At 71.1% G+C, this 26,378-nt stretch carries 21 protein-coding genes; 8 read left to right on the plus strand and 13 right to left on the minus strand.

What is annotated here, in order from left to right; genetic code table 11:
* Positions 1 to 75: 75 nt before the first annotated feature.
* Positions 76 to 1,251 carry a glycerate kinase gene (locus tag ACZ470_RS08615; RefSeq protein ID WP_468425688.1) on the plus strand — a complete coding sequence of 392 codons (1,176 nt, stop codon included), beginning with the start codon at positions 76 to 78 and terminating at the stop codon, positions 1,249 to 1,251.
* Positions 1,252 to 1,501: 250 nt separating this feature from the next.
* Here the strand turns inward: ACZ470_RS08615 and pssA are convergent, their stop codons facing one another.
* The 9 genes from pssA to ACZ470_RS08660 form a co-directional block, all read right to left on the minus strand.
* Positions 1,502 to 2,320 carry a CDP-diacylglycerol--serine O-phosphatidyltransferase gene (gene pssA, locus ACZ470_RS08620; protein ID WP_189559904.1) on the minus strand — a complete coding sequence of 273 codons (819 nt, stop codon included), beginning with the start codon at positions 2,318 to 2,320 and terminating at the stop codon, positions 1,502 to 1,504.
* A 22-nt stretch (positions 2,321 to 2,342) separates the two neighbouring features.
* Positions 2,343 to 2,999 carry a phosphatidylserine decarboxylase gene (locus tag ACZ470_RS08625; RefSeq protein ID WP_468425690.1) on the minus strand — a complete coding sequence of 219 codons (657 nt, stop codon included), beginning with the start codon at positions 2,997 to 2,999 and terminating at the stop codon, positions 2,343 to 2,345.
* Positions 3,000 to 3,169: 170 nt separating this feature from the next.
* Positions 3,170 to 4,375 carry an acyl-CoA dehydrogenase family protein gene (locus ACZ470_RS08630; protein WP_468425692.1) on the minus strand — a complete coding sequence of 402 codons (1,206 nt, stop codon included), beginning with the start codon at positions 4,373 to 4,375 and terminating at the stop codon, positions 3,170 to 3,172.
* 2 nt (positions 4,376 to 4,377) lie between these two features.
* Complete coding sequence (locus ACZ470_RS08635) at positions 4,378 to 4,890, minus strand: MaoC family dehydratase (protein ID WP_468426291.1); 513 nt, start codon at positions 4,888 to 4,890, stop codon at positions 4,378 to 4,380.
* Between the two features lie 5 nt (positions 4,891 to 4,895).
* Entirely contained in the window at positions 4,896 to 5,855 is a 960-nt protein-coding gene (locus ACZ470_RS08640; RefSeq protein WP_468425694.1) for an HpcH/HpaI aldolase/citrate lyase family protein, read from the minus strand.
* Positions 5,852 to 8,002 carry a protein meaA gene (locus tag ACZ470_RS08645; protein WP_468425695.1) on the minus strand — a complete coding sequence of 717 codons (2,151 nt, stop codon included), beginning with the start codon at positions 8,000 to 8,002 and terminating at the stop codon, positions 5,852 to 5,854. The genes ACZ470_RS08640 and ACZ470_RS08645 overlap by 4 nt, the downstream gene beginning before the upstream one ends.
* A gap of 10 nt (positions 8,003 to 8,012) precedes the next feature.
* Positions 8,013 to 9,356: a crotonyl-CoA carboxylase/reductase gene (gene ccrA / locus ACZ470_RS08650; protein ID WP_468425696.1), complete on the minus strand. Its 1,344-nt coding sequence runs from the start codon at positions 9,354 to 9,356 to the stop codon at positions 8,013 to 8,015.
* Positions 9,357 to 9,740: 384 nt separating this feature from the next.
* A complete protein-coding gene (locus tag ACZ470_RS08655) occupies positions 9,741 to 10,553 on the minus strand; it encodes a TetR family transcriptional regulator (protein ID WP_468425698.1) in 813 nt (270 codons plus the stop codon).
* Between the two features lie 163 nt (positions 10,554 to 10,716).
* Complete coding sequence (locus tag ACZ470_RS08660; RefSeq protein ID WP_468425700.1) at positions 10,717 to 12,522, minus strand: 3-hydroxyacyl-CoA dehydrogenase family protein; 1,806 nt, start codon at positions 12,520 to 12,522, stop codon at positions 10,717 to 10,719.
* A gap of 354 nt (positions 12,523 to 12,876) precedes the next feature.
* Between ACZ470_RS08660 and ACZ470_RS08665 the strand changes: the two genes are divergently transcribed.
* A complete protein-coding gene (locus ACZ470_RS08665; RefSeq protein ID WP_468425702.1) occupies positions 12,877 to 13,482 on the plus strand; it encodes an adenylosuccinate lyase in 606 nt (201 codons plus the stop codon).
* Here the strand turns inward: ACZ470_RS08665 and ACZ470_RS08670 are convergent.
* The 4 genes from ACZ470_RS08670 to ACZ470_RS08685 form a co-directional block, all read right to left on the minus strand.
* The gene (locus ACZ470_RS08670; RefSeq protein WP_468426292.1) at positions 13,479 to 13,991 is read right to left on the minus strand and encodes a GNAT family N-acetyltransferase; all 513 of its coding nucleotides are present in this window, start codon (positions 13,989 to 13,991) and stop codon (positions 13,479 to 13,481) included. The two genes, ACZ470_RS08665 and ACZ470_RS08670, sit on opposite strands and share 4 nt — an antisense overlap.
* A gap of 20 nt (positions 13,992 to 14,011) precedes the next feature.
* Complete coding sequence (locus tag ACZ470_RS08675; RefSeq protein WP_468425705.1) at positions 14,012 to 14,410, minus strand: RidA family protein; 399 nt, start codon at positions 14,408 to 14,410, stop codon at positions 14,012 to 14,014.
* Between the two features lie 55 nt (positions 14,411 to 14,465).
* Positions 14,466 to 16,046, minus strand: coding sequence for an alpha/beta hydrolase (locus ACZ470_RS08680; protein ID WP_468425707.1), 1,581 nt, complete (start codon positions 16,044 to 16,046; stop codon positions 14,466 to 14,468).
* A 364-nt stretch (positions 16,047 to 16,410) separates the two neighbouring features.
* The gene (locus ACZ470_RS08685) at positions 16,411 to 17,457 is read right to left on the minus strand and encodes an Rv2578c family radical SAM protein (RefSeq protein ID WP_468425709.1); all 1,047 of its coding nucleotides are present in this window, start codon (positions 17,455 to 17,457) and stop codon (positions 16,411 to 16,413) included.
* Positions 17,458 to 17,616: 159 nt separating this feature from the next.
* On the opposite strand from ACZ470_RS08685, the gene ACZ470_RS08690 reads away from it, so the two are divergent.
* The 6 genes from ACZ470_RS08690 (at position 17,617) to ACZ470_RS08715 (ending at position 26,377) form a co-directional block, all read left to right on the plus strand.
* Positions 17,617 to 18,060, plus strand: coding sequence for an SRPBCC family protein (locus ACZ470_RS08690; protein ID WP_468425711.1), 444 nt, complete (start codon positions 17,617 to 17,619; stop codon positions 18,058 to 18,060).
* 165 nt (positions 18,061 to 18,225) lie between these two features.
* A complete protein-coding gene (locus tag ACZ470_RS08695) occupies positions 18,226 to 20,625 on the plus strand; it encodes an MFS transporter (RefSeq protein ID WP_468425713.1) in 2,400 nt (799 codons plus the stop codon).
* A gap of 144 nt (positions 20,626 to 20,769) precedes the next feature.
* Positions 20,770 to 23,223, plus strand: a complete 2,454-nt coding sequence (locus tag ACZ470_RS08700) for a SpoIIE family protein phosphatase (protein ID WP_468425714.1) — start codon at positions 20,770 to 20,772, stop codon at positions 23,221 to 23,223.
* Positions 23,224 to 23,406: 183 nt separating this feature from the next.
* The gene (locus ACZ470_RS08705) at positions 23,407 to 24,132 is read left to right on the plus strand and encodes a class I SAM-dependent methyltransferase (protein ID WP_468425716.1); all 726 of its coding nucleotides are present in this window, start codon (positions 23,407 to 23,409) and stop codon (positions 24,130 to 24,132) included.
* Positions 24,133 to 24,246: 114 nt separating this feature from the next.
* Positions 24,247 to 25,080 (plus strand): M55 family metallopeptidase, encoded by an 834-nt coding sequence (locus tag ACZ470_RS08710; protein WP_468425718.1) that lies wholly within the window; start codon positions 24,247 to 24,249, stop codon positions 25,078 to 25,080.
* On the plus strand, positions 25,073 to 26,377 hold the full coding sequence (locus ACZ470_RS08715; RefSeq protein WP_468425720.1) for a M20/M25/M40 family metallo-hydrolase: 1,305 nt from the start codon (positions 25,073 to 25,075) through the stop codon (positions 26,375 to 26,377). Before ACZ470_RS08710 ends, ACZ470_RS08715 begins: the two co-directional genes overlap by 8 nt.
* Position 26,378 lies beyond the last annotated feature (1 nt).

Below are 26,378 nucleotides of genomic sequence, written 5' to 3' on the forward strand. Positions count from 1 at the left end.
ACGGTGCCCGCCGGTTAGGGTCACAGCGGCGCGACTGGCCTTGACTATGCGTGCGAGGCCCGGAGAACAAGGGGAATGCAAGTGGCGGACGCTGCACGGAGCGGCACTCGTACGACGCAGTCGGCACAGCGGGTGCTGGTCGCCGCGGACAAGTTCAAGGGGTCGCTGACGGCCGTGGAGGTCGCCGAGCGCGTGACGGCCGGGCTGCGCCGGGTCGTACCGGAGTTGTCGGTCGAGGCGCTGCCCGTGGCCGACGGCGGCGACGGCACCGTGGCCGCGGCGGTCGCGGCCGGGTTCGAACGCCGGGAGGTACGGGTCACCGGCCCGCTCGGGGACGAGGTGACCGCGGCCTACGCGTTGCGCGACGGTACCGCCGTCGTGGAGATGGCCGAGGCCAGCGGGTTGCAGCGGCTGCCGGACGGGGTCTTCGCGCCGCTCACGGCGTCGACGTACGGCTCCGGTGAGCTGCTGCGGGCCGCGCTGGACGCGGGCGCGCGGAGCATCGTGTTCGGGGTGGGCGGGAGCGCCACCACGGACGGCGGTGCGGGCATGCTGTCGGCGCTGGGCGCGCGGTTCCTGACGGCCTCGGGTGAGCCGGTTCCGCCGGGGGGCGGAGGGCTCGCCGAGCTGGTGTCCGCCGATCTGTCCGGGCTGGACCCGCGGCTGTCCTCGGTCGAGTTCGTGCTCGCGAGTGACGTCGACAATCCGCTGACCGGACCCAAGGGCGCGCCCGCGGTGTACGGGCCGCAGAAGGGCGCCTCGCCGGAGGACGTGGAGCGGCTGGACGCGGCGCTCGCGCACTTCGCGAAGGTGCTGGAGGGGGCGGTGGGGCCGAAGGCCGCCGAGTACGCGGCGTCTCCCGGCGCCGGTGCGGCCGGTGGCATCGGGTACGGCGCCCTGCTGCTGGGGGCCGGATTCCGTCCCGGTATCGAGGTCATGCTGGACGTGCTGGGCTTCGCGCCGGCGCTGGAGCGGGCGGATCTCGTGATCACGGGGGAGGGGTCGCTGGACGAGCAGACGCTGCACGGGAAGGCGCCGGCGGGGGTTGCCGCGGCGGCGCGGGCGGCGGGCAAGGAGGTTGTGGCGGTGTGCGGGCGGTTGGCGTTGCCGCCGGAGGTTTTGGGGCGGGCGGGGATCCGGCGGGCGTACGCCCTGACGGACCTCGAGCCGGATGTCTCGAAGTGCATCGCCGATGCGGGGCCGATCCTGGAACGCACGGCTGAGCGCATCGCGCGGGATTTCCTGACCTGAGGCCAAGGCTTTCTCTCGCCCCCGCCGCCCCTTCCCGTTCCCGTCCCTGGGGGCTGCGCCCCCAGACCCCCCTCGGCCCTTCGGGCCTCGTCCTCAAACGCCGGACGGGCTGAAACTCAGCCCCTCCGGCGTTTGAGGAGCGGGGGTCCGGGGGCAGCGCCCCCGGGTCGGGACGGGAAGGGGCGGCGGGGGCGAAAAAACGGGCCCCGAACCCAACCCGGGTCCGGGGCCCAAATCAAACCGCGGCGCGTTACGGCAACTGCGCCGCCCGCGCCTCACGCCGATTGTCGCGGAAGTTGTTCACCCGCCGAGCCGTGGCGAACAGCGGAATCACCGCCCCCATCACCAGCTGAAGCGCACAGCCCGTCTGGAGCAGCAGCTGCCCGCTCGGCGCGTCGAACGCCCACGCGGCCAGCAGGCCCATCGACAGCACGATCCACGACAGCATCGCCACCGCGAGCCGACCCCGCGGCTTCGGGTACTCGACCCGGCTCACCATCAGCCACGCCGTCCCCAGAATCGCCAGCAGCGTCGCCACGAACGGCAGCTCAAGGAGCACGATCGAGACGACGGTCAGCGCGCCGAACGGCGACGGCATGCCCTGGAACGTGCCGTCCTTCACCGTGACGCAGGAGAATCTCGCCAGCCTCAGCACCACCGCGAGCAGCACCACGATCGCCCCGACCGCGGCCACTCTCTGGTGCGCGTCGTCCGCGACCATGCCGTAGACCAGGACGAAGTACGCCGGCGCCAGGCCGAAGCTGATCAGGTCCGAGAGGTTGTCCAGCTCGGCGCCCATGGGCGACGACCGCAGCTTGCGCGCCACCAGGCCGTCGAAGAGGTCGAAGACCGCCGCGCACAGCATCAGGATGACGGCGGTGGCCGCGCTGTGGCGGGCCATGCCGGTCTCCTGGCTGCCCTGGAGGTGCGGGATCAGAATGCCGGTGGTGGTGAAGTACACCGCCATGAAGCCGCAGGTGGCGTTGCCCAGGGTGAGGGTGTCCGCTATCGACAGGCGGAGCGAGAGGGGCATCTCCTCCTCGTCGTCCGCCTCGTCGGCCTCCGGCACCCAGCCGGCCTGTGTCTCGGGATCAACCACGGTCAATGCGAGTCACCCCAGCCACGGTCTTCTGACCGACCTCGACGGCCACCTCCACGCCCTCGGGCAGGTAGATGTCGACGCGCGAGCCGAAGCGGATCAGACCGATGCGCTCGCCCTGCTCGACCTTGGTGCCCTGGGGCACGTACGGGACGATGCGGCGGGCGACCGCGCCGGCGATCTGGATCATCTCGATGTCGCCGAGCTCGGTGTCGAAGTGCCACACCACGCGCTCGTTGTTCTCGCTCTCCTTGTTGAAGGCGGGAACGAAGCCACCGGGGATGTGCTCGACCGACGTCACCGTGCCGGCCAGCGGGGCGCGGTTCACGTGGACGTTGAGCGGGCTCATGAAGATCGCGACGCGGGTGCGGCCGTCCTTCCACGGCATGATGCTCTGCACCACACCGTCGGCGGGCGAGATGACCGTGCCCTGGGCGATCTCGCGCTCGGGGTCGCGGAAGAACCACAGCATCCCCGCCGCCAGGGCGGTGGCGGGGACGGCGACGGCCTTCGCGGCACCCGAGCGGCGGGCACGCAGAAGGCTGACGGCTGCGGTGGCGACGGTCGGCAGAAGCCACGGCGATGCTCCGCGCGCGAGGCGTACGCCGGCGAGGCTGTCGCGGTGTGCAGAGGTTTGGCTGTGGGGCATGGATGACCTTCGTAGCGGATGATGCCGCGCACTTGCGGGGGACGGCGGCTTTCCGGCGATCGTAGCGGCTCCGGGCCGCAACTGGGTAAGCCAGGCAGCCGAGTCGACGGCCGAAGAGTGCATACGGGGTGTGATCCTCTTCTCCAAGAAAACACCCCGTATCCGGACATCTAACCCTGGAATCGATACTCTTCGAGCAGTCGGCGGCCGATGATCATTTTCTGGATCTCGGCGGTGCCTTCACCGATCAGCAGCATCGGCGCCTCACGGTAGAGACGCTCGATCTCGTACTCCTTGGAGAAGCCGTAGCCGCCGTGGATCCGGAAGGCGTCCTCCACGACCTCCTTGCAGTATTCGGAGGCGAGGTACTTCGCCATCCCTGCTTCAAGGTCGTTTCGTTCCCCCGAGTCCTTTTTGCGTGCCGCGTTCACCATCATCGCATGCGCGGCCTCCACCTTGGTAGCCATCTCCGCCAGCTTGAACTGGATGGCCTGGTGCTGGGCGATCGGCTTGCCGAAAGTGTGACGCTGCTGGGCGTACTGGACGCCGAGCTCGAAGGCACGCTGAGCGACGCCGCAGCCACGCGCCGCCACATTGACGCGGCCGACCTCGACACCGTCCATCATTTGGTAAAAACCTCGGCCGGTGACACCGCCGAGCACCCGGTCGGCGGGAATCCGCAGGCCGTCCATGATGAGCTCGGTCGTGTCGACGCCCTTGTAGCCCATCTTGTCGATCTTGCCGGGGATGGTCAGCCCGGGACGGACCTCGCCGAACCCGGGCTCCTTCTCCACCAGGAAGGTCGTCATCGACTTGTGCGGCGCGGTGCCCTCAGGGTGACCCTCGTCACTCCGGACCAGAACGGCCACCAGCGACGACGTACCGCCGTTCGTCAGCCACATCTTCTGGCCGTTCAGGACGTACTCCTCGCCGTCCTTCACCGCCTTCGACGTGATCGCCGACACATCGGAGCCCAGGCCCGGCTCCGACATCGAGAAGGCGCCGCGGATGTCGCCGGCCGCCATCCTCGGCAGGAAGTGGTCCTTCTGCTCCTGCGTGCCGTGCTGCTTGAGCATGTACGCCACGATGAAGTGCGTGTTGATGATGCCGGACACCGACATCCAGCCGCGGGCGATCTCCTCCACGCACAGCGCGTACGTCAGGAGCGACTCGCCCAGACCCCCGTACTCCTCGGGAATCATCAGGCCGAACAGGCCGAGTTCCTTCAGGCCGTCGACGATCGCTTGCGGGTACTCGTCGCGGTGCTCCAGCTCGGTCGCGACCGGGATGATCTCCTTGTCCACGAAGTCGCGGACGGTGGAGAGGATCTCCTGCTGGATGTCCGTCAGACCGGCGGTCTGGGCGAGGCGCGCCATCTCTACTTCTCCTGCTGCTTCAGTTCGGGACGGCCCGGCTGCTCGCCGCCGCGCTCCTTGATGTACGTCTCGGTCGGCACCATCACCTTGCGGCGGAACACGCAGACCAGGGTTCCGTCCTGCTTGTAGCCCTTGGTCTCGACGTGGACGATGCCGCGGTCGTTCTTCGACTTCGACGGCCACTTGTCGAGCACGGTCGTCTGGCCGTAGATCGTGTCGCCGTGGAAGGTGGGCGCCACGTGCTTCAGCGACTCGATCTCCAGGTTGGCGATCGCCTTGCCGGAGATGTCGGGGACGGACATGCCGAGCAGGAGGGAGTAGACGTAGTTCCCGACCACCACGTTCTTGCCGAAGTCCGTCGTCTTCTCGGCGTAGTTCGTGTCCATGTGGAGCGGGTGGTGGTTCATGGTGAGGAGACAGAACAGGTGGTCGTCGTACTCGGTGACCGTCTTGCCCGGCCAGTGCTTGTACGTCGCCCCGACCTCGAACTCCTCGTAGGTGCGTCCGAACTGCATCGCCGTCACGCCTCCGGGATCTCGAACTTGCTCGTGCGCCGCATACCGGCGGCGCGGCCCTTGCCGGAGATGACCAGGGCCATCTTGCGGCTGGCCTCGTCGATCATCTCGTCGCCGAGCATCGCGGAGCCCTTCTTGCCGCCCGCCTCGGACGTGTAGTAGTCGTACGCGTCCAGGATCAGCTCGGCGTGGTCGTAGTCCTCCTGCGAGGGCGAGAAGATCTCGTTGGACGCCTCGACCTGGCCCGGGTGCAGCACCCACTTGCCGTCGAAGCCGAGCGCGGCGGCCCGCTGGGCGACCTCGCGGTAGCCGTCGACGTTGCGGATCTGGAGGTAGGGGCCGTCGATCGCCTGGAGGTTGTTGGCGCGGGCGGCCATCAGGATCTTCATCAGGATGTAGTGGTAGGCGTCCGCCGGGTAGCCGGGCGGCTGCTCGCCCACGACCAGCGACTTCATGTTGATGGACGCCATGAAGTCGGCCGGGCCGAAGATGATGGTCTCGACGCGCGGGGAGGCCTGCGCGATCTCGTTGACGTTGTTCAGGCCCTGCGCGTTCTCGATCTGCGCCTCGATGCCGATGCGGCCGACCTCGAAGCCCATCGTCTTCTCGATCTGCGTCAGCAGCAGGTCCAGGGCGACGATCTGCTGCGCGTCCTGGACCTTCGGCAGCATGATGCAGTCGAGGTTCTGGCCGGCGCCCTCGACGACCGTCACGACGTCCCGGTACGTCCACTCGGTCGTCCAGTCGTTGACCCGCACGACGCGGGTCTTGCCGGTCCAGTCGCCCTCGTTGAGGAACTTGACGATGGTGTGGCGCGCCTCCGGCTTGGCGAGCGGCGCGCACGCGTCCTCCAGGTCGAGGAAGACCTGGTCCGCCGGGAGGCCCTGCGCCTTCTCCAGGAAGCGCGGGTTGCTTCCCGGCACCGCGAGACAGGAGCGGCGGGGACGCAGACGGTTGACGGTCATGCGGGGACCTCCAGGGGGTCGAGCTTGTTCGCTTTCCGGATCTCGTCGACGATGCGTCCGATGATCCCGGTGATGTCGAAGTCCTTCGGGGTGAAGACCGCGGCCACGCCCGCGGCCCGCAGCTGTTCGGCATCTCCGTTCGGGATGATGCCACCGGCGATCACCGGTATGTCCGTGGCACCGGCCACACGGAGCCGTTCGAGCACGTCCGGCACCAGTTGGGCGTGCGAGCCGGAGAGGATGGACAGGCCCACCGCGTGCACGTCCTCGGCGAGGGCGGCGTCCACGATCTGCTCCGGGGTGAGCCGGATGCCCTGGTAGACCACCTCGAACCCGGCGTCGCGCGCCCGCACGGCGATCTGCTCGGCGCCGTTGGAGTGGCCGTCCAGGCCCGGCTTGCCGACCAGGAAGCGCAGCTTGCCCACGCCCAGGTCCTTGGCCGTCAGCTCCACCTTGCGGCGGACCTCCGACAGCGCCGAGCCCTCCTCGGCGGCGACCGCCACCGGGGCGGAGGAGACGCCCGTGGGTGCCCGGAACTCGCCGAACACCTCGCGCAGCGCCCCGGCCCACTCGCCGGTCGTGACGCCGGCGCGGGCGCACTCCAGGGTGGCCTCCATGAGGTTGTCGGTGCCGCGCGCGGCCTCCTTCAGCTTCTCCAGCGCCTTGCAGGGGCGCGGGTGGTTGAAGGGCGGCTGGTAGCGGGTGTCGCGCCAGTGCCGGAGCGAGGCGATGACGCGGGCCTCCACCGCCGGGTCGACCGTCTGGATCGCGGTGTCCAGGTCGGCGGTCAGCGGGTTCGGCTCGGTGCCCTCGAAGGCGTTGACACCGATGATCTTCTCCTCGCCGGACTCGATCCGGGCCCGGCGTTCGGCGTGCGAGGCGACCAGCTGCGACTTGAGGTAGCCGGACTCGACGGCGGCCATCGCGCCGCCCATCTCCTGGATCCGCTCCATCTCCGCGAGCGAGTCCGCGACCAGCTGCTCCACCTTCGCCTCGATCACCTTCGAGCCCTCGAAGATGTCGTCGTACTCCAGCAGATCGCTCTCGTACGCCAGCACCTGCTGGATGCGCAGGGACCACTGCTGGTCCCAGGGGCGGGGGAGGCCCAGGGCCTCGTTCCAGGCCGGCAGCTGGACGGCACGCGCGCGGGCGTCCTTGGAGAGGGTGACGGCCAGCATCTCCAGCACGATCCGCTGGACGTTGTTCTCGGGCTGCGCCTCGGTCAGGCCGAGGGAGTTCACCTGGACGCCGTAGCGGAAGCGGCGGTGCTTGGGGTTCTCGATGCCGTACCGCTCGCGGGTGACCCGGTCCCAGATGCGGCCGAACGCGCGCATCTTGCACATCTCCTCGATGAAGCGGACGCCCGCGTTCACGAAGAAGGAGATACGTCCGACCACGTCACCCATGCGCTCCTGCGGCACCTGGCCGCTGTCGCGCACCGCGTCCAGCACGGCGATCGCGGTGGACATCGCGTACGCGATCTCCTGCACCGGCGTGGCCCCGGCCTCCTGGAGGTGGTAGCTGCAGATGTTGATCGGGTTCCACTTGGGGAGGTGGGAGACCGTGTACGCGATCATGTCGGTCGTGAGGCGGAGCGACGGTCCCGGCGGGAAGACGTGCGTCCCCCGGGACAGGTACTCCTTCACGATGTCGTTCTGGGTCGTCCCCTGGAGCTCGGTGATGTCCGCGCCCTGCTCCTCGGCGACGACCTGGTAGAGCGCCAGCAGCCACATGGCGGTGGCGTTGATCGTCATCGAGGTGTTCATCCGCTCCAGGGGGATGTCCTGGAACAGCCGGCGCATGTCGCCGAGGTGCGCGATCGGCACGCCGACCCGGCCGACCTCGCCGCGGGCGAGGATGTGGTCGGAGTCGTACCCGGTCTGGGTCGGCAGGTCGAACGCGACCGACAGACCGGTCTGGCCCTTGGCGAGGTTGCGCCGGTACAGCTCGTTGGACGCCTCGGCCGTGGAGTGACCGGCGTACGTCCGCATGAGCCACGGACGGTCCCTTTCCTTCTGCGCCTGCGGCGCAGGGCGCTCCGTGCCGGTGTCGACGTTCCTCAGCCCGCGGTCGCTGCGCTCCCTTGTCTTCGTCTCTTTCGACACCGGCGCGCCCTGCGCCGCAGGCGGGGTCTGACGCTCTGTCATCCAGCTGCCCTCAGACGTTCCGGAAGCGGTTGATGGCGTCGATGTGCTTGGCGCGCTTCTCGTGGTCGCGCACGCCGAGGCCTTCCTCGGGCGCCATGCACAGCACGCCGACCTTGCCCTGGTGCGCGTTGCGGTGCACGTCGTGGGCGGCCTGGCCGGTGTCCTCCAGGGAGTACACCTTCGACAGCGTCGGGTGGATCCTGCCCTTCGCGATCAGCCGGTTGGCCTCCCAGGCCTCGCGGTAGTTGGCGAAGTGCGAGCCGATGATGCGCTTCAGCGACATCCACAGGTAGCGGTTGTCGTACTGGTGCATGTAGCCCGAGGTCGAGGCACAGGTGGTGATGGTGCCACCCTTGCGGGTGACGAAGACCGAGGCGCCGAAGGTCTCGCGGCCGGGGTGCTCGAAGACGATGTCGATGTCCTCGCCGCCGGTGAGTTCGCGGATGCGCTTGCCGAAGCGCTTCCACTCCTTGGGGTCCTGGGTGTTCTCGTCCTTCCAGAACTTGTAGCCCTCGGCGCTGCGGTCGATGATCGCCTCGGCGCCCATCGACCGGCAGATGTCCGCCTTCTGCTCGCTGGAGACGACACAGATCGGGTTGGCGCCGCCGGCGAGGGCGAACTGGGTGGCGTAGGAGCCGAGTCCGCCGCTCGCGCCCCAGATGAGCACGTTGTCGCCCTGCTTCATACCGGCGCCGTTGCGGGACACCAGCTGCCGGTAGGCGGTGGAGTTGACCAGGCCCGGGGCGGCGGCCTCCTCCCAGCTGAGGTGGTCCGGCTTCGGCATCAGCTGGTTGGACTTCACCAGGGCGATCTCGGCGAGGCCGCCGAAGTTGGTCTCGAAGCCCCAGATGCGCTGCTCGGGGTCGAGCATCGTGTCGTTGTGGCCGTCGCTGGATTCCAGCTCGACGGACAGGCAGTGGGCGACGACTTCGTCACCGGGCTTCCAGGAGTTGACGCCGGGGCCGGTGCGCAGCACGACGCCCGCGAGGTCGGAGCCGATGATGTGGTACGGCAGGTCGTGGCGCTTGGCCAACTCGCTGGTGCGGCCGTAGCGCTCGAGGAACCCGAAGGTGGACAGCGGCTCGAAGATCGAGGTCCACACCGAGTTGTAGTTGACCGAGGAGGCCATGACGGCCACCAGGGCCTCGCCCGGCCCGAGTTCGGGCAGCGGCACGTCGTCGAGGTGGATCGACTTGCGGGGGTCCTTGTCGCGGGTCTCGAGGCCCGCGAACATCTCCGTCTCGTCCTTGTGCACGGTGATCGCGCGGTACGACTCGGGGAGCGGAAGGGCGGCGAAGTCCTCCGACGTGGAGTCGGGCGACTGGATCGCGGCCAGGATGTCCTTGACGGTCACGGTGTTGCCTCCGGCGATGAGCGCCCTGAGGGAGGGGCGCTGAGGGTTACGTCGGTGTGCTGCTCGGGTTCGAGGGTTTGCCGTCGGTTCGGCGGTGGTGCTTCGGCAGCGCTTGGTGTGCGCGGGAGGGTGCCTGTGACGCAGGCGTCCGGTCGAAGCGGGCGGTGCGCCCGCCGGGACATCGCCCGGACCTCTTCAACGTATGGCACGCCGTGTCAGCTCGCAAGGCACTGAGTGTCAGAACTTGAGCTCAGGTGAAATCTTTACCCATCAGATGAGCGATGATCGATCGAATGGGTCCTGAAAGGCGTGCGAAAAGGGCCTCTGACATGGCAAAACGGCCACCCCGTGGGGTGGCCGTCATCACAGCGGTGAGCCCTGCGTTCAGCGCTCCTTGAGCGCCTGCTCGATGGTCCGCATCACCTCGTCCAGCGGGGCGTCGGTGCGGGCGACCGTCACCAGCACCTCGCCCTGCGAGGAGACCGAGGCCGCGGGCCGGCTCGGGGGAGCGGTGCGCCGGCCCGCCATGATCCCGCTGCCGAAGGTCTTGCGGACGATCGCGAAGGCGTGGTCCAGCTGCGCCTCGACATCGCCCTGGCCGTCCGCCCGCAGCCAGCGCCGCAGTACGTGGTTGTGGGCGGTGACCACGGCGGACGCGGCGACCTCCGCCAGCAGCGGGTCGTCGTTGGCGTCGTCGTCGTGCGCGTGCTCGTCGAAATGGCCGAGCAGATAGCGGGTGAAGAGGCGTTCGTAGCGGGCCACCGACGCGATCTCCGCCTCGCGCAGGGTGGGCACCTCGCGCGTCAGCTTGTAGCGGGCGACCGAGATCTCCGGCCGCGCCGCGTACATCCTCATGACCTCCTTGATGCCACGGCACACCGTGTCGAGCGGATGCTCGTGCGCGGGGGCGGCGTTGAGCACCGCCTCGGCGCGGACCAGGGTGTCGTCGTGGTCGGGGAAGATCGCCTCCTCCTTGGAACGGAAGTGGCGGAAGAACGTGCGGCGGGCGACCCCGGCGGCGGCCGCGATCTCGTCGACGGTGGTGGCCTCGTACCCCTTGGTCGCGAACAGTTCCATCGCGGCGGCCGCCAGTTCCCGGCGCATTTTGAGCCGCTGGGCGGCGGCGCGAGAGCCTGCGGCACTTTCCGGCGGCTCGGTCGTGGCTGGTGTACGTGCGGACTTGGCGGGCTGGGACATGCCCTGAACGTACTGCATGTGCGCAGCTCGACGCGCAGGACCGGGGGCTCCCCCGCCCTCGGGGGGCGGGGGAGGGCCGCTGGGGGCCGGTGGCGGGAACCGGTCGGGGTCGAGCAGCCCGCCCCACTCCGCGCCGTTCGTGAACCAGTCGCCGGGGCGCGGCTCAGCGCTTGGCATATTCGCGGAAGCCACGGCCGGTCTTGCGGCCGAGGCAGCCCGCGGCCACCAGATGCTCCAGCAGCGGCGCCGGCGCGAGACCCGGGTCGCGGAACTCGCGGTGCAGCACCTTCTCGATGGCGAGCGAGACATCCAGCCCGACGACGTCCAGCAGCTCGAAGGGCCCCATCGGGTAGCCGCCGCCCAGCTTCATCGCGGCGTCGATGTCGTCGAGGGAGGCGTAGTGCTCCTGCACCATCTTGATCGCGTTGTTGAGGTACGGGAACAGCAGCGCGTTCACGATGAACCCGGCCCGGTCGCCGCAGTCCACGGCGTGCTTGCGGATCGTGCCGCAGACCTCGCGCACGGTGGCGTGGACGTCGTCCGCGGTCAGCACCGTGCGCACCACCTCGACCAGCTTCATGGCGGGGGCCGGGTTGAAGAAGTGCATGCCGATCACGTCCTGGGGGCGCGAGGTGGCGCGGGCGCAGGCGACGACCGGCAGGGAGGACGTGGTGGTGGCGAGGACCGCGCCCGGCTTGCAGACCTTGTCCAGCGCCGCGAACAGCTGCCGCTTCACCTCCAGGTCCTCGGCGACCGCCTCGACCGCGAGGTCCACGTCGGCGAAGTCGTCGTAGGTGCCCGTGGGACGGACCCGCTCCAGGGTCTGCGCGGCGGCCTCGGCGGTCATCCGGCCCTTGTCGACGGAGCGCGCCAGGGACTTCCCGATCCTGGCCTTGGCACTCTGTGCCTTCTCCTCGCTGCGGGCGGCCAGGACCACCTCGTAGCCGGCCTTCGCGAAGACCTCGGCGATCCCGGAGGCCATGGTGCCGGAGCCCGCGACACCCACCGAGCGCACCGCACGGCCGGTGGCGGGGGAACCGCCCTCCAGTGGGGTCAGCGCGTCCCGCACGACCGTGCCGCTGCCCGGCGCCTCGTAGGTGTAGAAACCACGCCCCGCCTTGCGGCCCGTCAGCCCTGCCTCACTGAGCTGCTTGAGGATCGGGGCCGGGGCGTGCAGCCGGTCGCGGGACTCGGCGTACATGGCCTCCAGGACGGTGCGCGCGGTGTCGACGCCGATCAGGTCGAGCAGCGTCAGCGGGCCCATGGGCAGACCGCAGCCCAGCCGCATCGCGGCGTCGATGTCCTCGCGGGAGGCGTAGTTGGCCTCGTACATCGCGGCGGCCTGGTTGAGGTAGCCGAACAGCAGGCCGTCGGCGACGAATCCGGGCCGGTCGCCGACGGCGACGGGCTCCTTGCCCAGGTCCAGGGCGAGATCGGTGACCGCGGTGACGGCCGCGGGGGCGGTCAGCACGCAGGACACGATCTCGACCAGCTTCATCGCCGGCGCCGGGTTGAAGAAGTGCATGCCCAGCACCCGCTCGGGACGGGCCGAATCGGCGGCGAGCCGGGTGACGGACAGGGCGTTGGTCCCGGTCGCCAGGATGGTCTCCGGCCGCACGATCCCGTCGAGTTCCCGGAGGATCTGCTGCTTGATCTCGTACGACTCCGGCGCCACCTCGATCACCAGATCGGCGTCGGCCGCGGCCGTGAGGTCGGTGGAGGTGGTCACGCGGGCCAGGAGATCCGCGCGCTGCCCCTCGGTCAGCCGGCCTCGCTCCACGGCACGGGCGGTCGAGGCCTCCAGGGCGGCGAGGCACGTGGCCGTCTGTGCCTCGCCGATGTCGATGCCGATCACGTCGCGGCCGGCCCCGGCCAGGACCTCGGCGATGCCGGTGCCCATCGTGCCGAGGCCGACCACGGCGACGGTCCGGAGCGGGGACAGGGGGGTGTCGGAAAGGGGAGTGGCCATCGCGGGACTCCAGGAATGAGGGTGACGACGGGAAACACGCCCGGGTGCGCCGGAGGGCGCACCGGGTGCGTGCGGGATGCGGGTGTTGACCGGGCTGCGAGCGCACACGCCCGGTGCCGTCGACGAAAGCGACGGCGGATCCGACCGGCCCTGTCCCGGGGCCGAGCCGTACTGCGGTACACGGGGTACCGAACCGACTGCGACTCATGACGGCCGCGTCACCAGACCGCCATGAGGAGGGTCGCGAGTGGGTAACTCGCTCGTCTGAGCTTAACTCCCGGGTAACGAGCGCGCCAGCCCCCGGCTTTGTGATGTAGGTCCCGATGCGCCGCGCGCACGCCTAACCTCGGAGACATGAACGAAGAGTTGCGAACGCTCACGGAGCGCTTACGGTCCGAGGCGGGCGGATCGGCGGCCTACGACCGTCTCCTGGCCACGGAGGACCTCGACACCCTGGCCGGCGTCCTCACCGAACCGGGACAGCCGCTGTGGGCGCGGGAACTGGCCGCGTTCCGGCTCGGAGTGGCCGGGGACCGGCGGGCGTTCGAGGCGCTGGTGCTGCTGCTCAACCACCGTGACCCGCCCCGCTGCGCCTCCGCCGCCCACGCCCTCGCGCGACTCGGCGACCCGCGCACCGCCCGCGCCGCGGCCGCGCTCGCCACCAATGAACTCCGCGTCGCCTACGCCCTGCACCCGGTCCGTCTGCTCACTCAACTGCGCGCCCCCGAGGCGGTCCCCGCCCTGATCACCACCCTGCGCCGGCGGCTGCGCCCCCACGACCCCTACCGCCGCGTCGCCCTCGCCTGTGTGGAAGGCCTCGGCGAACTCGGCGACCCGCGCGCCGAGCCCGTCCTCAACGAAGCCCTCGCCCACCCCGCGCTGGCCGAGGCGGCGGTGCACGCGCTCGCCCGGATCCCCCGGCAGGGGCGTCCCCGGGGGAGGGTCCCCCGGCCGCGCTAGGGGTGTCGGCCGGACAGCTCCTTCGCGTACCGCACCTCGGGCACCGCCACCCCGTCCACCTCGAAGGGCTCCTCGGCGCCGTCCGAGCCGAACCCCGCGCACTCGTAGAAGCGGCGGGCGCGGGCGTTGTCCTTGAGGACCCACAGGTACATGCGTCCGTGGCCGGCGGCGGCGCAGCGGCGGGTCGCCTCGGTGAGCAGCGTCCGCCCCACGCCCTGGCCGATGCGCTCGGGGAGCAGGTACAGGGCGTACAACTCGGCGTCCTCGGTGCGCACTTCGCCGTCCCGGTACGGGCCGAAGGCCGCCCATCCGGCGAGCTCGCCGTCCGCGGCCTCCACGACCAGGTTCACCACGTTGCCGTCGCCCCGCAGCAGGCGCGCGCGATGCCGCTCGGCGTCCGCCCCGATGTCGAGGCCGTCGAGATACGGCTGCGGGACCAGGCCCCGGTAGGCGTGCCGCCAGCCGCGTATCCGTATCTCCGCCACGCGGTCGCAGTCGTCCGCCGTCATCGCCCGCAGCCGGAACCCGCTCATGCGCCCACGACCGCGAACGCCTCGATCTCCATCAGGAACTCGGGGCGGACCAGACCCGCGACCCGCACGGCGGACGCCGCCGGCAGCCGGTCGTCGGGTATGTGCTCGGCGCGGGCCGCGCGGATCGCCGGCATGTGCGCCATGTCCGTGACGAAGAAGGTGAGCTTCACGACGTCGTCGAAGGTGGCACCGGCGGCCGCCAGACAGCGCCGGAGATTCTCGAACACCTGCCGCGCCTGCGCCCCGGCGTCACCCTCGCCGACCAGCTTGCCGTCCTCGTCCAGGGCGAGTTGTCCGGAGACGGCGACGAAACGGCCCGTGCCCGCCACCACGTGGCTGTACTGGGCCGCGCGTGCCACGCCGTCGGGGGCGGGGATCCTGGTCAGGTCGCTCATGGACCCATCATGGCCCACGGGTACGACAACCCGTCCCCGACGGCGGGCCGGCCGCTCAGCCGCGGAACCCGAGCAGGCCGTGCAGCGTCGACCCCCGGGCCGTCGTCGGCGCCGCCTTCGACGTCAGCGGCTTCGGGTCGGGCAGCGGCGCGCACACCGCGTCCGCCTCGCCCCCGCCCCGGCGCGGCAGCGTCCCGTCGGCGAGATAGGCCGCCAGATGCCGGTCCAGACAGGCGTTCCCGCTCAGCGTGACACCGTGGTTGCCACCGCCCGACTCGACCACCAGGCGCGACTGCGCCAGCAGCCGGTGGACGGCGACAGCGCCCTGGTACGGGGTCGCCGCGTCCCGCGTCGCCTGGAACAGCAGCGCCGGCGGCAGCTCGCTGTTGCGGATGCGCTCCGGTCGCAGCGACTCGGTCGGCCAGAACGCGCACGGTGCGTTGTACCAGGCGTTGTTCCAGGTCATGAAGGGCGCCCGTTCGTACACCTCCCAGTTGTCCTTGCGCCACTGCTGCCAGTCACGCGGCCAGGCGGCGTCCCGGCACTCGACGGCGGTGTAGACGCTGTAGCCGTTGTCACCGGCGGCGTCGCTCGCGCCGAAGTTCTCGTACGCCTCGATCAGCGGCTCGGCGTCCTCGTCGTTCGCGTACGCCGAGAACGCCTCCGCGAGATACGGCCAGTAGCCGTTGTAGTAGCCGCCCGGGATGTAGGTGTCCTCCAGTTCGGCGGCGCCCACCTTGCCGCCGGCCGGGTCCTTCTTCAGGGCCGCGCGCATCGCGTACCACTTGGCCTCGACCTTCTCCGGGTCGGTGCCCAGCCCGTAGGTCGCGTGGTGCTCCGCGACCCAGGCCATGAGGGCCCGGTGGCGGTCGTTGAAGGCGTAGTCCTGCTCCAGATTGGAGTCGTACCAGACCGCGGTGGGGTCGACCACGGAGTCGAGGACCAGCCGCCGTACCCGCTCCGGGAAGAGCTTGGCGTACACCGCGCCCAGGTAGGTGCCGTAGGAGAAGCCGAAGTAGTTGATCGTCTTCGCGTCCAGGGCCCGGCGGATCACGTCCATGTCGCGCACCGCGCTCGACGTGTCGATGTACGGCAGCAGGTCGGCGTACTTCCGGCCGCAGGCCGCGGCGAAGGACTGCACGCGGGCGAGGTTGGCCCGCTCCTCCTCGGGCGTGGCCGGCACCGAGTCAGGGCGCACCGGGTCGAAGTGGCCCGGCGCGCAGTCCAGCGCCGGCTCGCTCGCGCCCACTCCGCGCGGGTCGAAGCCGATGACGTCGTACTGGGCGGCCACCTCCTTCGGCAGCGACGCCGCGACGAAACCGGCGAGCGTCAGACCGCTGCCGCCGGGGCCGCCCGGGTTCACCAGCAGGGGGCCCTGGTACTTCTTCGCCGTGTGCGGGACGCGCGACAGGGCGAGCGTGATCTTCCGCCCTGCGGGGTCGCCGTGGTCGAGCGGCACCTCGACGGACGCGCACTGGAGCGTCGGGTAGTCCTCGGTGCCGCACTTCCCCCACGCGGGCTTCGCGGCGTGGAAGGTCTCGGCGGCGCGCGGGGCGCCGGCCTCGGCGGGCGTGGCCGTGAGGCTTCCGGCCACGACGACGGCGGCACCGCACAGCACGGCTGCGCGTTTTCTCATGACGGGGGGTCCTCCCAGGACCGAGGGGCTGCGGACCGCGGGGCTCACGGTTCACGCCGGATCGTCCCGGAATGAGGCCCTACATGAACGTTTTCTATCGGTTCTTGACCCAATTGGGCCGCTGAATGCGCTCGAACGCGCCCAGGGCCTGTCCGGCGGATCATGCCGGAGACGCGGGGTCTGGCACGCCCGTCCGCGGCGTTGTCGTCGGTCGCCGACTCCCCCACGCTCGGCTGCGCTCGCGCGGGAGGGACCCCCATCGCGTCGACTCCCTCCTCCGCCTTGCAGCTGGACGCACCAGACCCCGCTCACCCGGGCTGCATGGCGCCGGCGGTTTCCTCCGACTTGATCCGCCGGACAGGCCCTAGAGAAGCGTCAGTTGGGTCGGCTCCGTCAGTGTGGAACCGGTGGGCCCGGCCGGCTCGGCGGTGCGGATCCGGCGGGGCATTCCGGCGCGGGTGGGGCCGATGCCGTACTCCTCCGCCAGCTCGTGCACCTGACGGGTGATCCGGCGCTGGTACCACTTCGGGGCGTAGGCGCCGTCCGCGTACAGCCGCTCGTAGCGGGCCACCAGATACGGATGGTGCTGTCCGAGCCAGGCCATGAACCACTCGCGCGCACCCGGCCGCAGATGCAGGACCAGGGGCGTGACGGAGGTGGCGCCCGAGGCCGCGATGGCGCGCACGGCCGCCCGCAGTTGCTCCGGCCGGTCGCTCAGGAAAGGGATCACCGGCGCCATCAGGACCCCGCAGCCGATGCCGTGCTCGGTGAACGTCCGGACCACCTCCAGCCGCCGCTCCGGCGCGGGAGTGCCCGGCTCGACCGTCCGCCACAGCGCCTCGTCGACGAATCCCACCGAGACCGAGACGCCCACGTCGGTCACCTCGGCGGCCTGCCTCAGCAGTGGCAGGTCGCGCAGGATCAGCGTGCCCTTGGTGAGGATCGAGAACGGGTTGGCGTGGTCGCGCAGGGCGGCGATGATGCCCGGCATCAGCCGGTAGCGGCCCTCCGCGCGCTGGTAGCAGTCGACGTTCGTGCCCATCGCTATGTGCTCGCCCCGCCAGCCGCGCGAGGACAGCCGGCGCCGCAGCAGCTCGGGCGCGTTCACCTTGACCACGATCTGGCTGTCGAAGCCGAGACCCGTGTCGAGGTCCAGATAGCTGTGGGTCTTCCTCGCGAAGCAGTAGACGCACGCGTGCGTACAGCCCCGGTAGGGGTTCACCGTCCATTCGAAGGGCATGCGGGACGCCCCCGGCACCCGGTTGACGATCGAGCGGGCCCGGATCTCGTGGAAGGTGATGCCACGGAACTCCGGCGTGTCGAAGGTGCGGGTCGTGACCGCCTCCGCGCCGAACAGCGCGGTGTCGGCCCGGCTGTGTTCGGAGTCCGGTGAGAGGTTCTCCCAGCGCATGACGCCTCCTCGGTGTCGCTGCGCCACAGAATAGAACAAGTGTTCCCTTGATCGTGCGAGCGACATCTTCGGTCACAACCGGAACCCCGATTTGGGCGGCCGGGCACGGGGGTGGTTGGCTTGCCCCGACCCCGAGAACCCATGCCCTGGAGGAAAGCGATGGCGCAGGTCGAGGCCACTACGGAGCGGATCGTCGCGGCGGACGCGGAGACGGTGTTCGATGCCCTCGCCGACTACAGCGGCACCCGCGAGAAGCTGCTGCCCGAGCAGTACAGCGAGTACGAGGTGCGCGAGGGCGGCGACGGCGAGGGCACCCTCGTGCACTGGAAGCTCCAGGCCACCAGCAAGCGCGTCCGCGACTGCCTCCTGGAGGTCACCGAGCCCACCGACGGCGAGCTCGTCGAGAAGGACCGCAACTCCTCCATGGTCACCACCTGGCGGGTCACCCCGGCCGGCGACGGCCGCTCCCGGGTCGTCGTGACCACCGTCTGGAACGGCGCCGGAGGCATCGGCGGCTTCTTCGAGAAGACCTTCGCCCCCAAGGGCCTCGCCCGGATCTACGACGCCCTGCTGGCCAGGCTGGCCACCGAGGTCGAGAAGTAGCCGCCACCGGGCACGCTCAAAACCCGAGAACCGGTGGGGAGTTGGCTCCTCACCGGTTCGGGTGATCTGTCGACGGACCGCCTCTGTCCCGTAACTCGCCGCGCTTGCTCGTAGTTGTCGCTTTTACGCGGGAAATGTCCGGCGGTGCGACGAGGGGAGCGGCACGTGGGCGGGATCACTCTGACGCAGGACGAGCCGGTCACGGCACCACCGGCCGGGGACCCGCCGCCCCCGGCGCCGGTCGTCGAACAGGGTCTGAGCCCGCGCCGGGTCCGGCTGGTCTTCCTCGCGCTCATGCTGGCGCTGCTGCTCGCCGCGCTGGAGCAGATGATCGTCGCCACCGCGCTCCCGAAGATCGTCGGCGAGCTGCACGGCCTGGACAGGATGTCCTGGGCGATCACCGCCTACCTGCTCACCGCCACCGTCGGACTGCCGGTCTACGGGAAGCTCGGCGACCTCCTCGGCCGCAAGAGCGTCTTCCAGTTCGCGATCCTCGTCTTCGTCCTCGGCTCCGCGCTGGCGGGCCGCGCGTCGACCATGGACCAGCTGATCGCCTACCGCGCGGTGCAGGGCGTCGGCGCGGGCGGCCTGATGATCGGCGTCCAGGCGATCATCGCGGACATCGTGCCCGCCCGCCGGCGCGGCCGCTTCATGGGACTGATCGGCGCCGCCTTCGGACTGGCGTCCGTCGCCGGACCGCTGCTCGGCGGCTACTTCACCGACCACCTCTCCTGGCGCTGGTGCTTCTACGTCAACGTGCCGTTCGGCATCCTCACCATGGTCGTCGTCGCCCTGGTGCTCAAGCTCCCCAAACCGGCCGCGCGGGCCCGCTTCGACGTCCTCGGCACCCTGCTGCTGACCGCCGCCTCCACCTGCCTGGTGCTGCTGACCAGTTGGGGCGGCACCGAGTACGCCTGGGACTCCCGCGTGGTGCTCGGACTCGGCGCGGGCGCCGTGGCGGCCACCCTGCTCTTCCTCGTCGCCGAACGCTTCGCCGCCGAACCCCTCATCCCTTTGCGGCTGTTCCGGGACTCCGTCTTCAACGTCACCGGTCTGGTGGGCCTGGTGATCGGCGTCGCCCTGTTCGGCGCCGCCAGCTACCTTCCGACGTATCTCCAGATGGTCGATGGGGCCTCCGCCACCGAGTCCGGGCTGCTGATGCTGCCCATGATGGGCGGCATCGTCGGAGCCTCGATCGTCTCCGGGCAGCTCATCAGCCGCACCGGCCGCTACCGGCGCCACCCCATCGTCGGCGCCGCCCTCTCCGTGATCGGCATGTGGCTGCTGTCCCGCCTGGACACCGACACGCCCCGGCTGCACTACAGCATCTGGATGGCCGTCCTCGGCGCCGGTATCGGCATGGTGATGCCGGTGCTGATCCTCGCCGTGCAGAACTCCGTGCGCCCCGCCGACCTCGGCTCCGCCACCAGCGCCAACAACTACTTCCGGCAGATCGGCGGCAGCGTCGGCGCCGCCGTCTTCGGCACGCTCTTCGCCGGCCGGCTCACCGACGCGCTCGAGGACCGCCTCCCCGCCCACGCGGGCACCGCCCCCGACGCCGAGTCGATCACCCCCGAGCTCGTCCACGCGCTGCCGCCCGAGCTGCGCGACGCCTACGTGCAGGCCTACGCCGACGCCATGCCGCGCATCTTCCTCCTCTTGGTGCCGGTGCTCGTCCTCGGCCTGCTCATCGCCTTCTTCCTCAAGGAGAAACCACTGGTGTCCCACCACGCCCCCACCGCCGACCCGGCCCAGGAAACACCGCGCGTCACCGCGCGCGTGCCGCACGCCCGCGCGCCGCACACCGGCGGCATCCCCGTCTGCGGGACCGTGCAGCACCCCGACGGGACCGCCGTACCGCGCGCCGCGCTCACCCTCATCGACGTCACCGGTCGGCAGACCGGACGGGGCGCCAGCGGCGAGGACGGGCGGTACGCGCTGGCCACGCCCGGCCCGGGATCGTACGTCCTGATCGCCGCCGCCGGCGGCCACCAGCCGCAGGCGGTCTCCGTGACCGTCGGCGAGCGGCCCGTCGAACTCGACGTCGTCCTCGGCGGCGCCGGCCGTCTCGCCGGCAGCGTCCTCACCGCCGACGGCACACCGGTGCGGGACGCCGCCGTCACCCTCACCAACGTCCACGGCGAGGTCGTCGCCAGTACCCGCAGCGGCCGGGAGGGCGGGTACGTCATCAGCGAGCTGGTCGCCGGGGAGTACACGCTCGCCGCGAGCGCCCCCGCCTTCCGCCCCGCCGCCCTCCCCGTCACCGTCCAGGCCGCCCGCGAGACCCGCCAGGACGTCGAACTGGCCGGCGGCGCCGTGCTGCGCGGCACCGTGCGGGCCGGCGGCGGACGGCCCGTGGAGGAGGCCCGTGTGACGCTGCTGGACGCCGCGGGGAACGTCGTCGACACCCTCACCACCGGACCCGACGGCACCTTCCGGTTCGTCGATCTGTCCTCCGGCGAGTACACCGTCATCGCCGCCGGTTACCCACCGGTCGCGACCGTGCTCCAAGTGGCCGGCGGAGGCCGCACCGAACGCGACCTCCAGCTGGGACACGAGGACTGAAACGGTCCGCCGCGTGGGGAAACGCGGGCCGGTGCGAGACCCTGCGGGAAATTCCCGTATTGCCGCACATCGCGGCCGACCGTGGCCGTACGGTGGTGGCTGCGGTACAGATCTTGCGCAGCCGGGGGAGAGAGGGCCTGGGCCATGGATCGTGGCACCGAGCGGGACGCACCTCCGGATCGCCTCGCGGCAGACCGCGCGGCGACCGAGCACGACGGCGCCGGCCGTATTCCGCTGGCGGTGGTCGTGGTCGACCGCGACGGACTCGTCTCCCACTGGAGCAGGGGCGCGCGGCGCCTGTTCTCCCTCGCCAAGGAGGACGCGCTCGGCCGCCCGGCGGTCGACCTGCTCCCCGTGACCGGGGCCCTGCCCGAGGAAGACGAGGACACCCCGTACGGGGCGTACGCCGCCTACGACGGTCTGGGGCCCGGCCTCGGCGCCTCACTCGGCGGGGGCCTGTCCTACCCGGCGGCGGGCCGGGCCCGGCTGGCCGCGGCCGGAGCCGGGCGGGTCGACGTGCTGTGGTGGGCCTATCCGCTGGTGGGTCCGGGACGGGAACGGCTGCTGGTGCTGGCCGCCGACGCGGACGGTCTGCGCACGGACGGGGCCGGCGCCTTCGAACGGATCGCGCCCGGCTTCGCGTTGCACACCGACTTCCCAGGCTCCGAGGACCTCGCCCGCCGGCTCCCCGAGATCCTCCCCAGCATGAGCGTCGGCGACAGCGCCCGCATCGTCGCGCAGGTACTCGAACTGGGCTATCCCATCCTGGAGTTCAGCCAGAACGACCGGGTGCCGGTCACCCCCGACTGGGGTGTGCCCCGGCGCGCCGAACGCCGGGAGCGCCGGGAACGGGCCGCGCGGGCCCTCGCGGCGGGCCGGCCGGTGCCGGAGGAACTGCGGGACGAGGGCGAGGACCTGGAGTACGCCGCCGTCCGCGAGCGCCTGGAGTTCCTCAACGAGGTCAGCTCCCGCATCGGCACCTCCCTCGACCTCTCCCGCACCATCGTCGAGGTCAGCAAGGCCGTCGTACCGCGCTTCACCGACGTCGCCGGCACCTATCTGCGGGAACAGGTCGTCGCGGGCGAGGGGTTCGACGACGGTGTGCCCGACACCACCACCATGTGGCACCGGGTCGCCCTGGAGCACACCGACGAACCCGGCCGCTGGGACGACGTGGTGCCCGTCGGCGAGGCCATGCCCTTTCCGGCGCACACCCCGTTCTTCCAGTGCATGACCACCGGCGAACCCGTCCTCGTGCCGCGCATCAGCGAGGAGATGGGGCACGCCATCGCCTCGCAGTTCGAGAAGCGGGACATCCGGCCGCTGATCACCGGCCGCTCCATGCTGGTCGTCCCGCTGAAGGCGCGCCACGTCGTCCTCGGCTTCATGATCCTGCTGCGCCATCCGGAGCGGCAGGTCTTCAACGACATGGACCGCGTCACCGGCGCCGAACTCGCCGCCCGCGCGGGCCTCGTCCTCGACAACGCGCGCATGTACACGTACCAGGAGAACGTCGCCGAGACGCTCCAGGACAGCATGCTGCCGCACATCCCGCCGCGCATGGCGGGCTGCGACATCGCCACCCGCTATCTGCCGGGCACCCTGCTCGGGCGGGTCGGCGGCGACTGGTTCGACGCGGTGAAACTGCCCGGCGCCCGCACCGCGTTCGTCGTCGGCGACGTCATGGGACACGGGCTGAACTCGGCCGCCATGATGGGCCAGTTGCGCACCGCCGTCCAGACCATGGCCGCACTGGACCTCCCGCCCGCGCAACTGCTGCGCAACCTCGACGACCTCGCCCAGCGGCTCGGCGACACCTACCTCGCGACCTGTCTGTACGCCGTCTACGACCCCATCGCGAGCGAACTGCTCCTCGCCAACGCCGGACACATCCCGCCCGTCCTGGTCCGCGCCGAGGACGGGCGCAGCGAACTGCTCGACCTGCCCACGGGCGCTCCCATCGGGGTCGGCGGGGTGCCCTTCGAGGCGGTGCGCGTGCCCGTGCGACCCGGCGACCGGCTGGTGATGTGCACGGACGGACTGGTCGAGGTGCGGGGCGAGGACATCGGTGTCGGACTCGCCACGCTGTGCGAGTCCGCCGCCCACCCGGCCGCGTCCATGGACGACGCCTGCGACACCATCATCCGGTCCCTCAACACCAGGGGCGGCCGCAAGGACGACGTGGCCCTGCTGATGGCCCGTCTGGCCGGCATCGAACCCGACGACGTCGCCGAATGGCGGCTCACCGCCGAGCCGTCCGAGGTCGGCCGGGCCCGCGCGGTGGTCCGCGAGCAGCTGCACGACTGGGGCCTGCCGAAGCTCGTGGACGGCGTCGAGCTGATGGTGAGCGAACTCGTCACCAACGCCGTACGGCACACCCACGCCCGCCCCGTCGCGCTGCGGCTGGTGCGCGGCGACACGCTGCTGTGCGAGGTGGAGGACGACGACCACGAGCTGCCGACCCTGGTCAACGCGGGCCCGTTGGACGAGGCCGGGCGGGGACTGCGCGTGGTCAGCACCCTCGCCCGCCAGTGGGGCACGAGCCGGACGACGTCCGGCAAGAGCGTGTGGTTCGAACTGACGCTGCCGCGCCGCTGATCCGTTCTCGGCCGTCCGGGGCGCGGGACGTGGCGCGCCGGGCATGGGGCGCGGGGGCGCGCACTCCGGGGCGTACCGGAAGTGAAGGAATGCGCCGTGCGCTTGTCCGCGCGCCCGGGGCGCGATACACCGTACTGGCCCGCCACACGGGGCGGGCCGGCGTCGCACCCTGGGGAGTTGGGCATGAGCGTGACCAGTCGGTACCGGGAGGCCTGGGAGAGCTTCTGGCGGGAGGCGCCGGACGGGCAGGGGGCCGTGTTCTGGGACGCGGAGCCCGCCCTGACCGTGGCCCGCCATCTCGCCCTGTTCGAACCGCATCTGACCGATCCGGGCCTGCCCCTGGTGGACCTCGGCTGCGGCAACGGCACCCAGACCCGCTTCCTCGCCGACCGCTTCCCGCACGTCCTCGGCGCCGATCTGTCCCCCGCCGCCCTGGACCGCGCCCGCGCCGCCGACCCGGCCGGCCAAGCGGCGTACCGGCAACTCGACGCCGCCGACAAGGGCGAGTCGCAGGCCCTGCACGCCGAACTCGGCGACGCCAACGTGTACATGCGCGGTGTACTGCACCAGTGCGAGGCCGACGACCGGCAGGCGCTCGTGGACGGTATCGCGACGGTGGTCGGCGACCGCGGCCGTGCCTTCCTCGTCGAACCCTCCGAGGCCGCCGGGGCGGTCCTGCGGGGCCTCGCCACCGGGCCGGACGGCCCCCCGCCCAAACTGGCACCGGTCCTGCGGCACGGGATAGCCCCCGGCGAGGTCGCCGACGCGGCGGTGCCCGAGTTCCTGACCGCGGCCGGACTGACGGTGCTCGCGAGCGGCACCCTGCCGCTGACCACCACCGAGTACGGCCCCGACGGCACCCGCGTCGAACTGCCGTCCACCTGGTACGTGACGGGGCGCGCCGTGTAAGGCGCGCAGGTCGGCGGCCCCGGACCGGCGCCGGGCGGCCCGTCATTGGTCTGGACCGGTGAGAGTTATCCACAGGCTGGCCGGGATTCGGCGGAACCACGTAGCGTGTCCCGCATGAAGATCCTCATCAGCGCCGACATGGAGGGCGCCACCGGTGTCACCTGGCCGGCCGACGTGCTGCCGGGGACTCCCCAGTGGGAGCGGTGCCGGTCCATGTTCACCTCGGACGTCAACGCCGCCGTCCAGGGCTTCTTCGACGGCGGCGCCGACGAGGTGCTGATCAACGAGGCCCACTGGACCATGCGCAACCTGCTGCTGGAACAGCTGGACGAGCGGGCGCAGATGCTCACCGGGCGGCACAAGTCCCTCTCCATGGTCGAGGGTGTGCAGCACGGCGACGTGGACGGCATCGCGTTCATCGGCTACCACGCCGGCGCCGGCATGGAGGGCGTCCTCGCCCACACCTTCCTCGCCAACTCCATCACCGGGGTGTGGATCAACGACGTACGGGCCAGCGAGGGGCTGCTCAACGCGCATGTGGTCGCCGAGTACGGGGTGCCGGTGATCCTCGTCACAGGCGACGACGTGGCCTGCGAGGACGCGCTCGGTTACGCGCCCGAGGCGCTGAAGGTGGCCGTCAAGGACCATGTGTCCCGGTATGCGGCCGTGTGCCGCACCCCGGCCCGGACGGCCGCCGACATCCGCGCGGCGGCCAAGGAGGCCGTCCCGCTGGCCGTGCGCCGGGAGCCGGTCGACGGCGGACCCTTCACCGTCGCGGTGGAGTTCGACGCCGAGCACCTGGCGATGGCCGCCACAGTCGTGCCGGGCGTCGCCCGGACCGGTGAGCGCAAGGTGGCGTACACCAGCGGGACCATGTACGACGGGATCCGCACCTTCAAGGCGGTCACCACGATCGCCTCGGCCGCGGTGGAGGAGCAGTATGGCTGACGAGCGGTCCCTGGACGAGGTCGTGACGTTCACGTCGGACCTGATCCGGATCGACACGACCAACAGGGGCGGGGGCGACTGCCAGGAGCGGCCCGCCGCCGAGTACGCCGCCGCGCGGCTCGCCGAGGCGGGACTGGAGCCGGTGCTCCTCGAGCGCACCCGGGGCCGGACCAACGTCGTCGCGCGTCTGGAGGGCACCGACCCGTCGGCCGACGCGCTGCTCGTCCACGGGCATCTGGACGTCGTCCCGGCCGAGGCCGCCGACTGGAGCGTGCACCCGTTCTCCGGCGAGGTCCGCGACGGGGTCGTCTGGGGGCGCGGCGCCGTCGACATGAAGAACATGGACGCGATGATCCTCGCCGTGGCGCGGTCCTGGGCCCGTGAGGGCGTGCGCCCCCGCCGGGACATCGTCTTCGCGTTCACCGCCGACGAGGAGGCCAGCGCCGAGGACGGCTCGGGGTTCCTCGCCGACCGGCACGCCCACCTCTTCGAGGGCTGCACCGAGGGGGTCAGCGAGTCGGGCGCGTTCACCTTCCACGACGGCGACGGCCGGCAGCTCTACCCGATCGCCGCCGGAGAGCGCGGCACGGCCTGGCTGAGGCTCACCGCGCGCGGGCGCGCCGGACACGGCTCCAAGGTCAACCGGGAGAACGCGGTGACCCGCCTCGCCGCCGCCATCACCCGCATCGGCGAGCACGAGTGGCCGCTGCGGCTCACCCCGACCGTGCGGGCCGCGCTCACCGAACTCGCCGCCGTGTACGGCATCGAGACGGACCTGTCCGACGTGGACGCCCTGCTGGACAAGCTCGGCACGGCGGGCAAGCTCGTCGAGGCCACGGTCCGCAACAGCGCCAACCCCACCATGCTGGACGCCGGGTACAAGATCAACGTGATCCCCGGGGAGGCCGTGGCGCACGTCGACGGACGGTATCTGTCCGGTGCCGAGGACGAGTTCCGCGCGACGATGGACCGGCTCACCGGGCCGGACGTCGACTGGGAGTTCGAACACCACGAGGTCGCCCTCCAGGCGCCGGTGGACTCGCCGACGTTCGCCCGGATGCGGGCCGCCGTGGAGGAGTTCGCACCCGAGGGCCATGTCGTGCCGTACTGCATGTCCGGCGGCACGGACGCCAAGCAGTTCTCCCGGCTCGGCATCACCGGCTACGGCTTCGCGCCGCTGAAGCTGCCGGAGGGATTCGACTACCAGGCCCTGTTCCACGGGGTCGACGAGCGCGTCCCGGTCGAGGCGCTCCACTTCGGTGTCCGGGTCCTCGACCGGTTCCTGCGGTCGGCCTGAG

This window comes from Streptomyces sp. NPDC031111, from assembly GCF_055570675.1.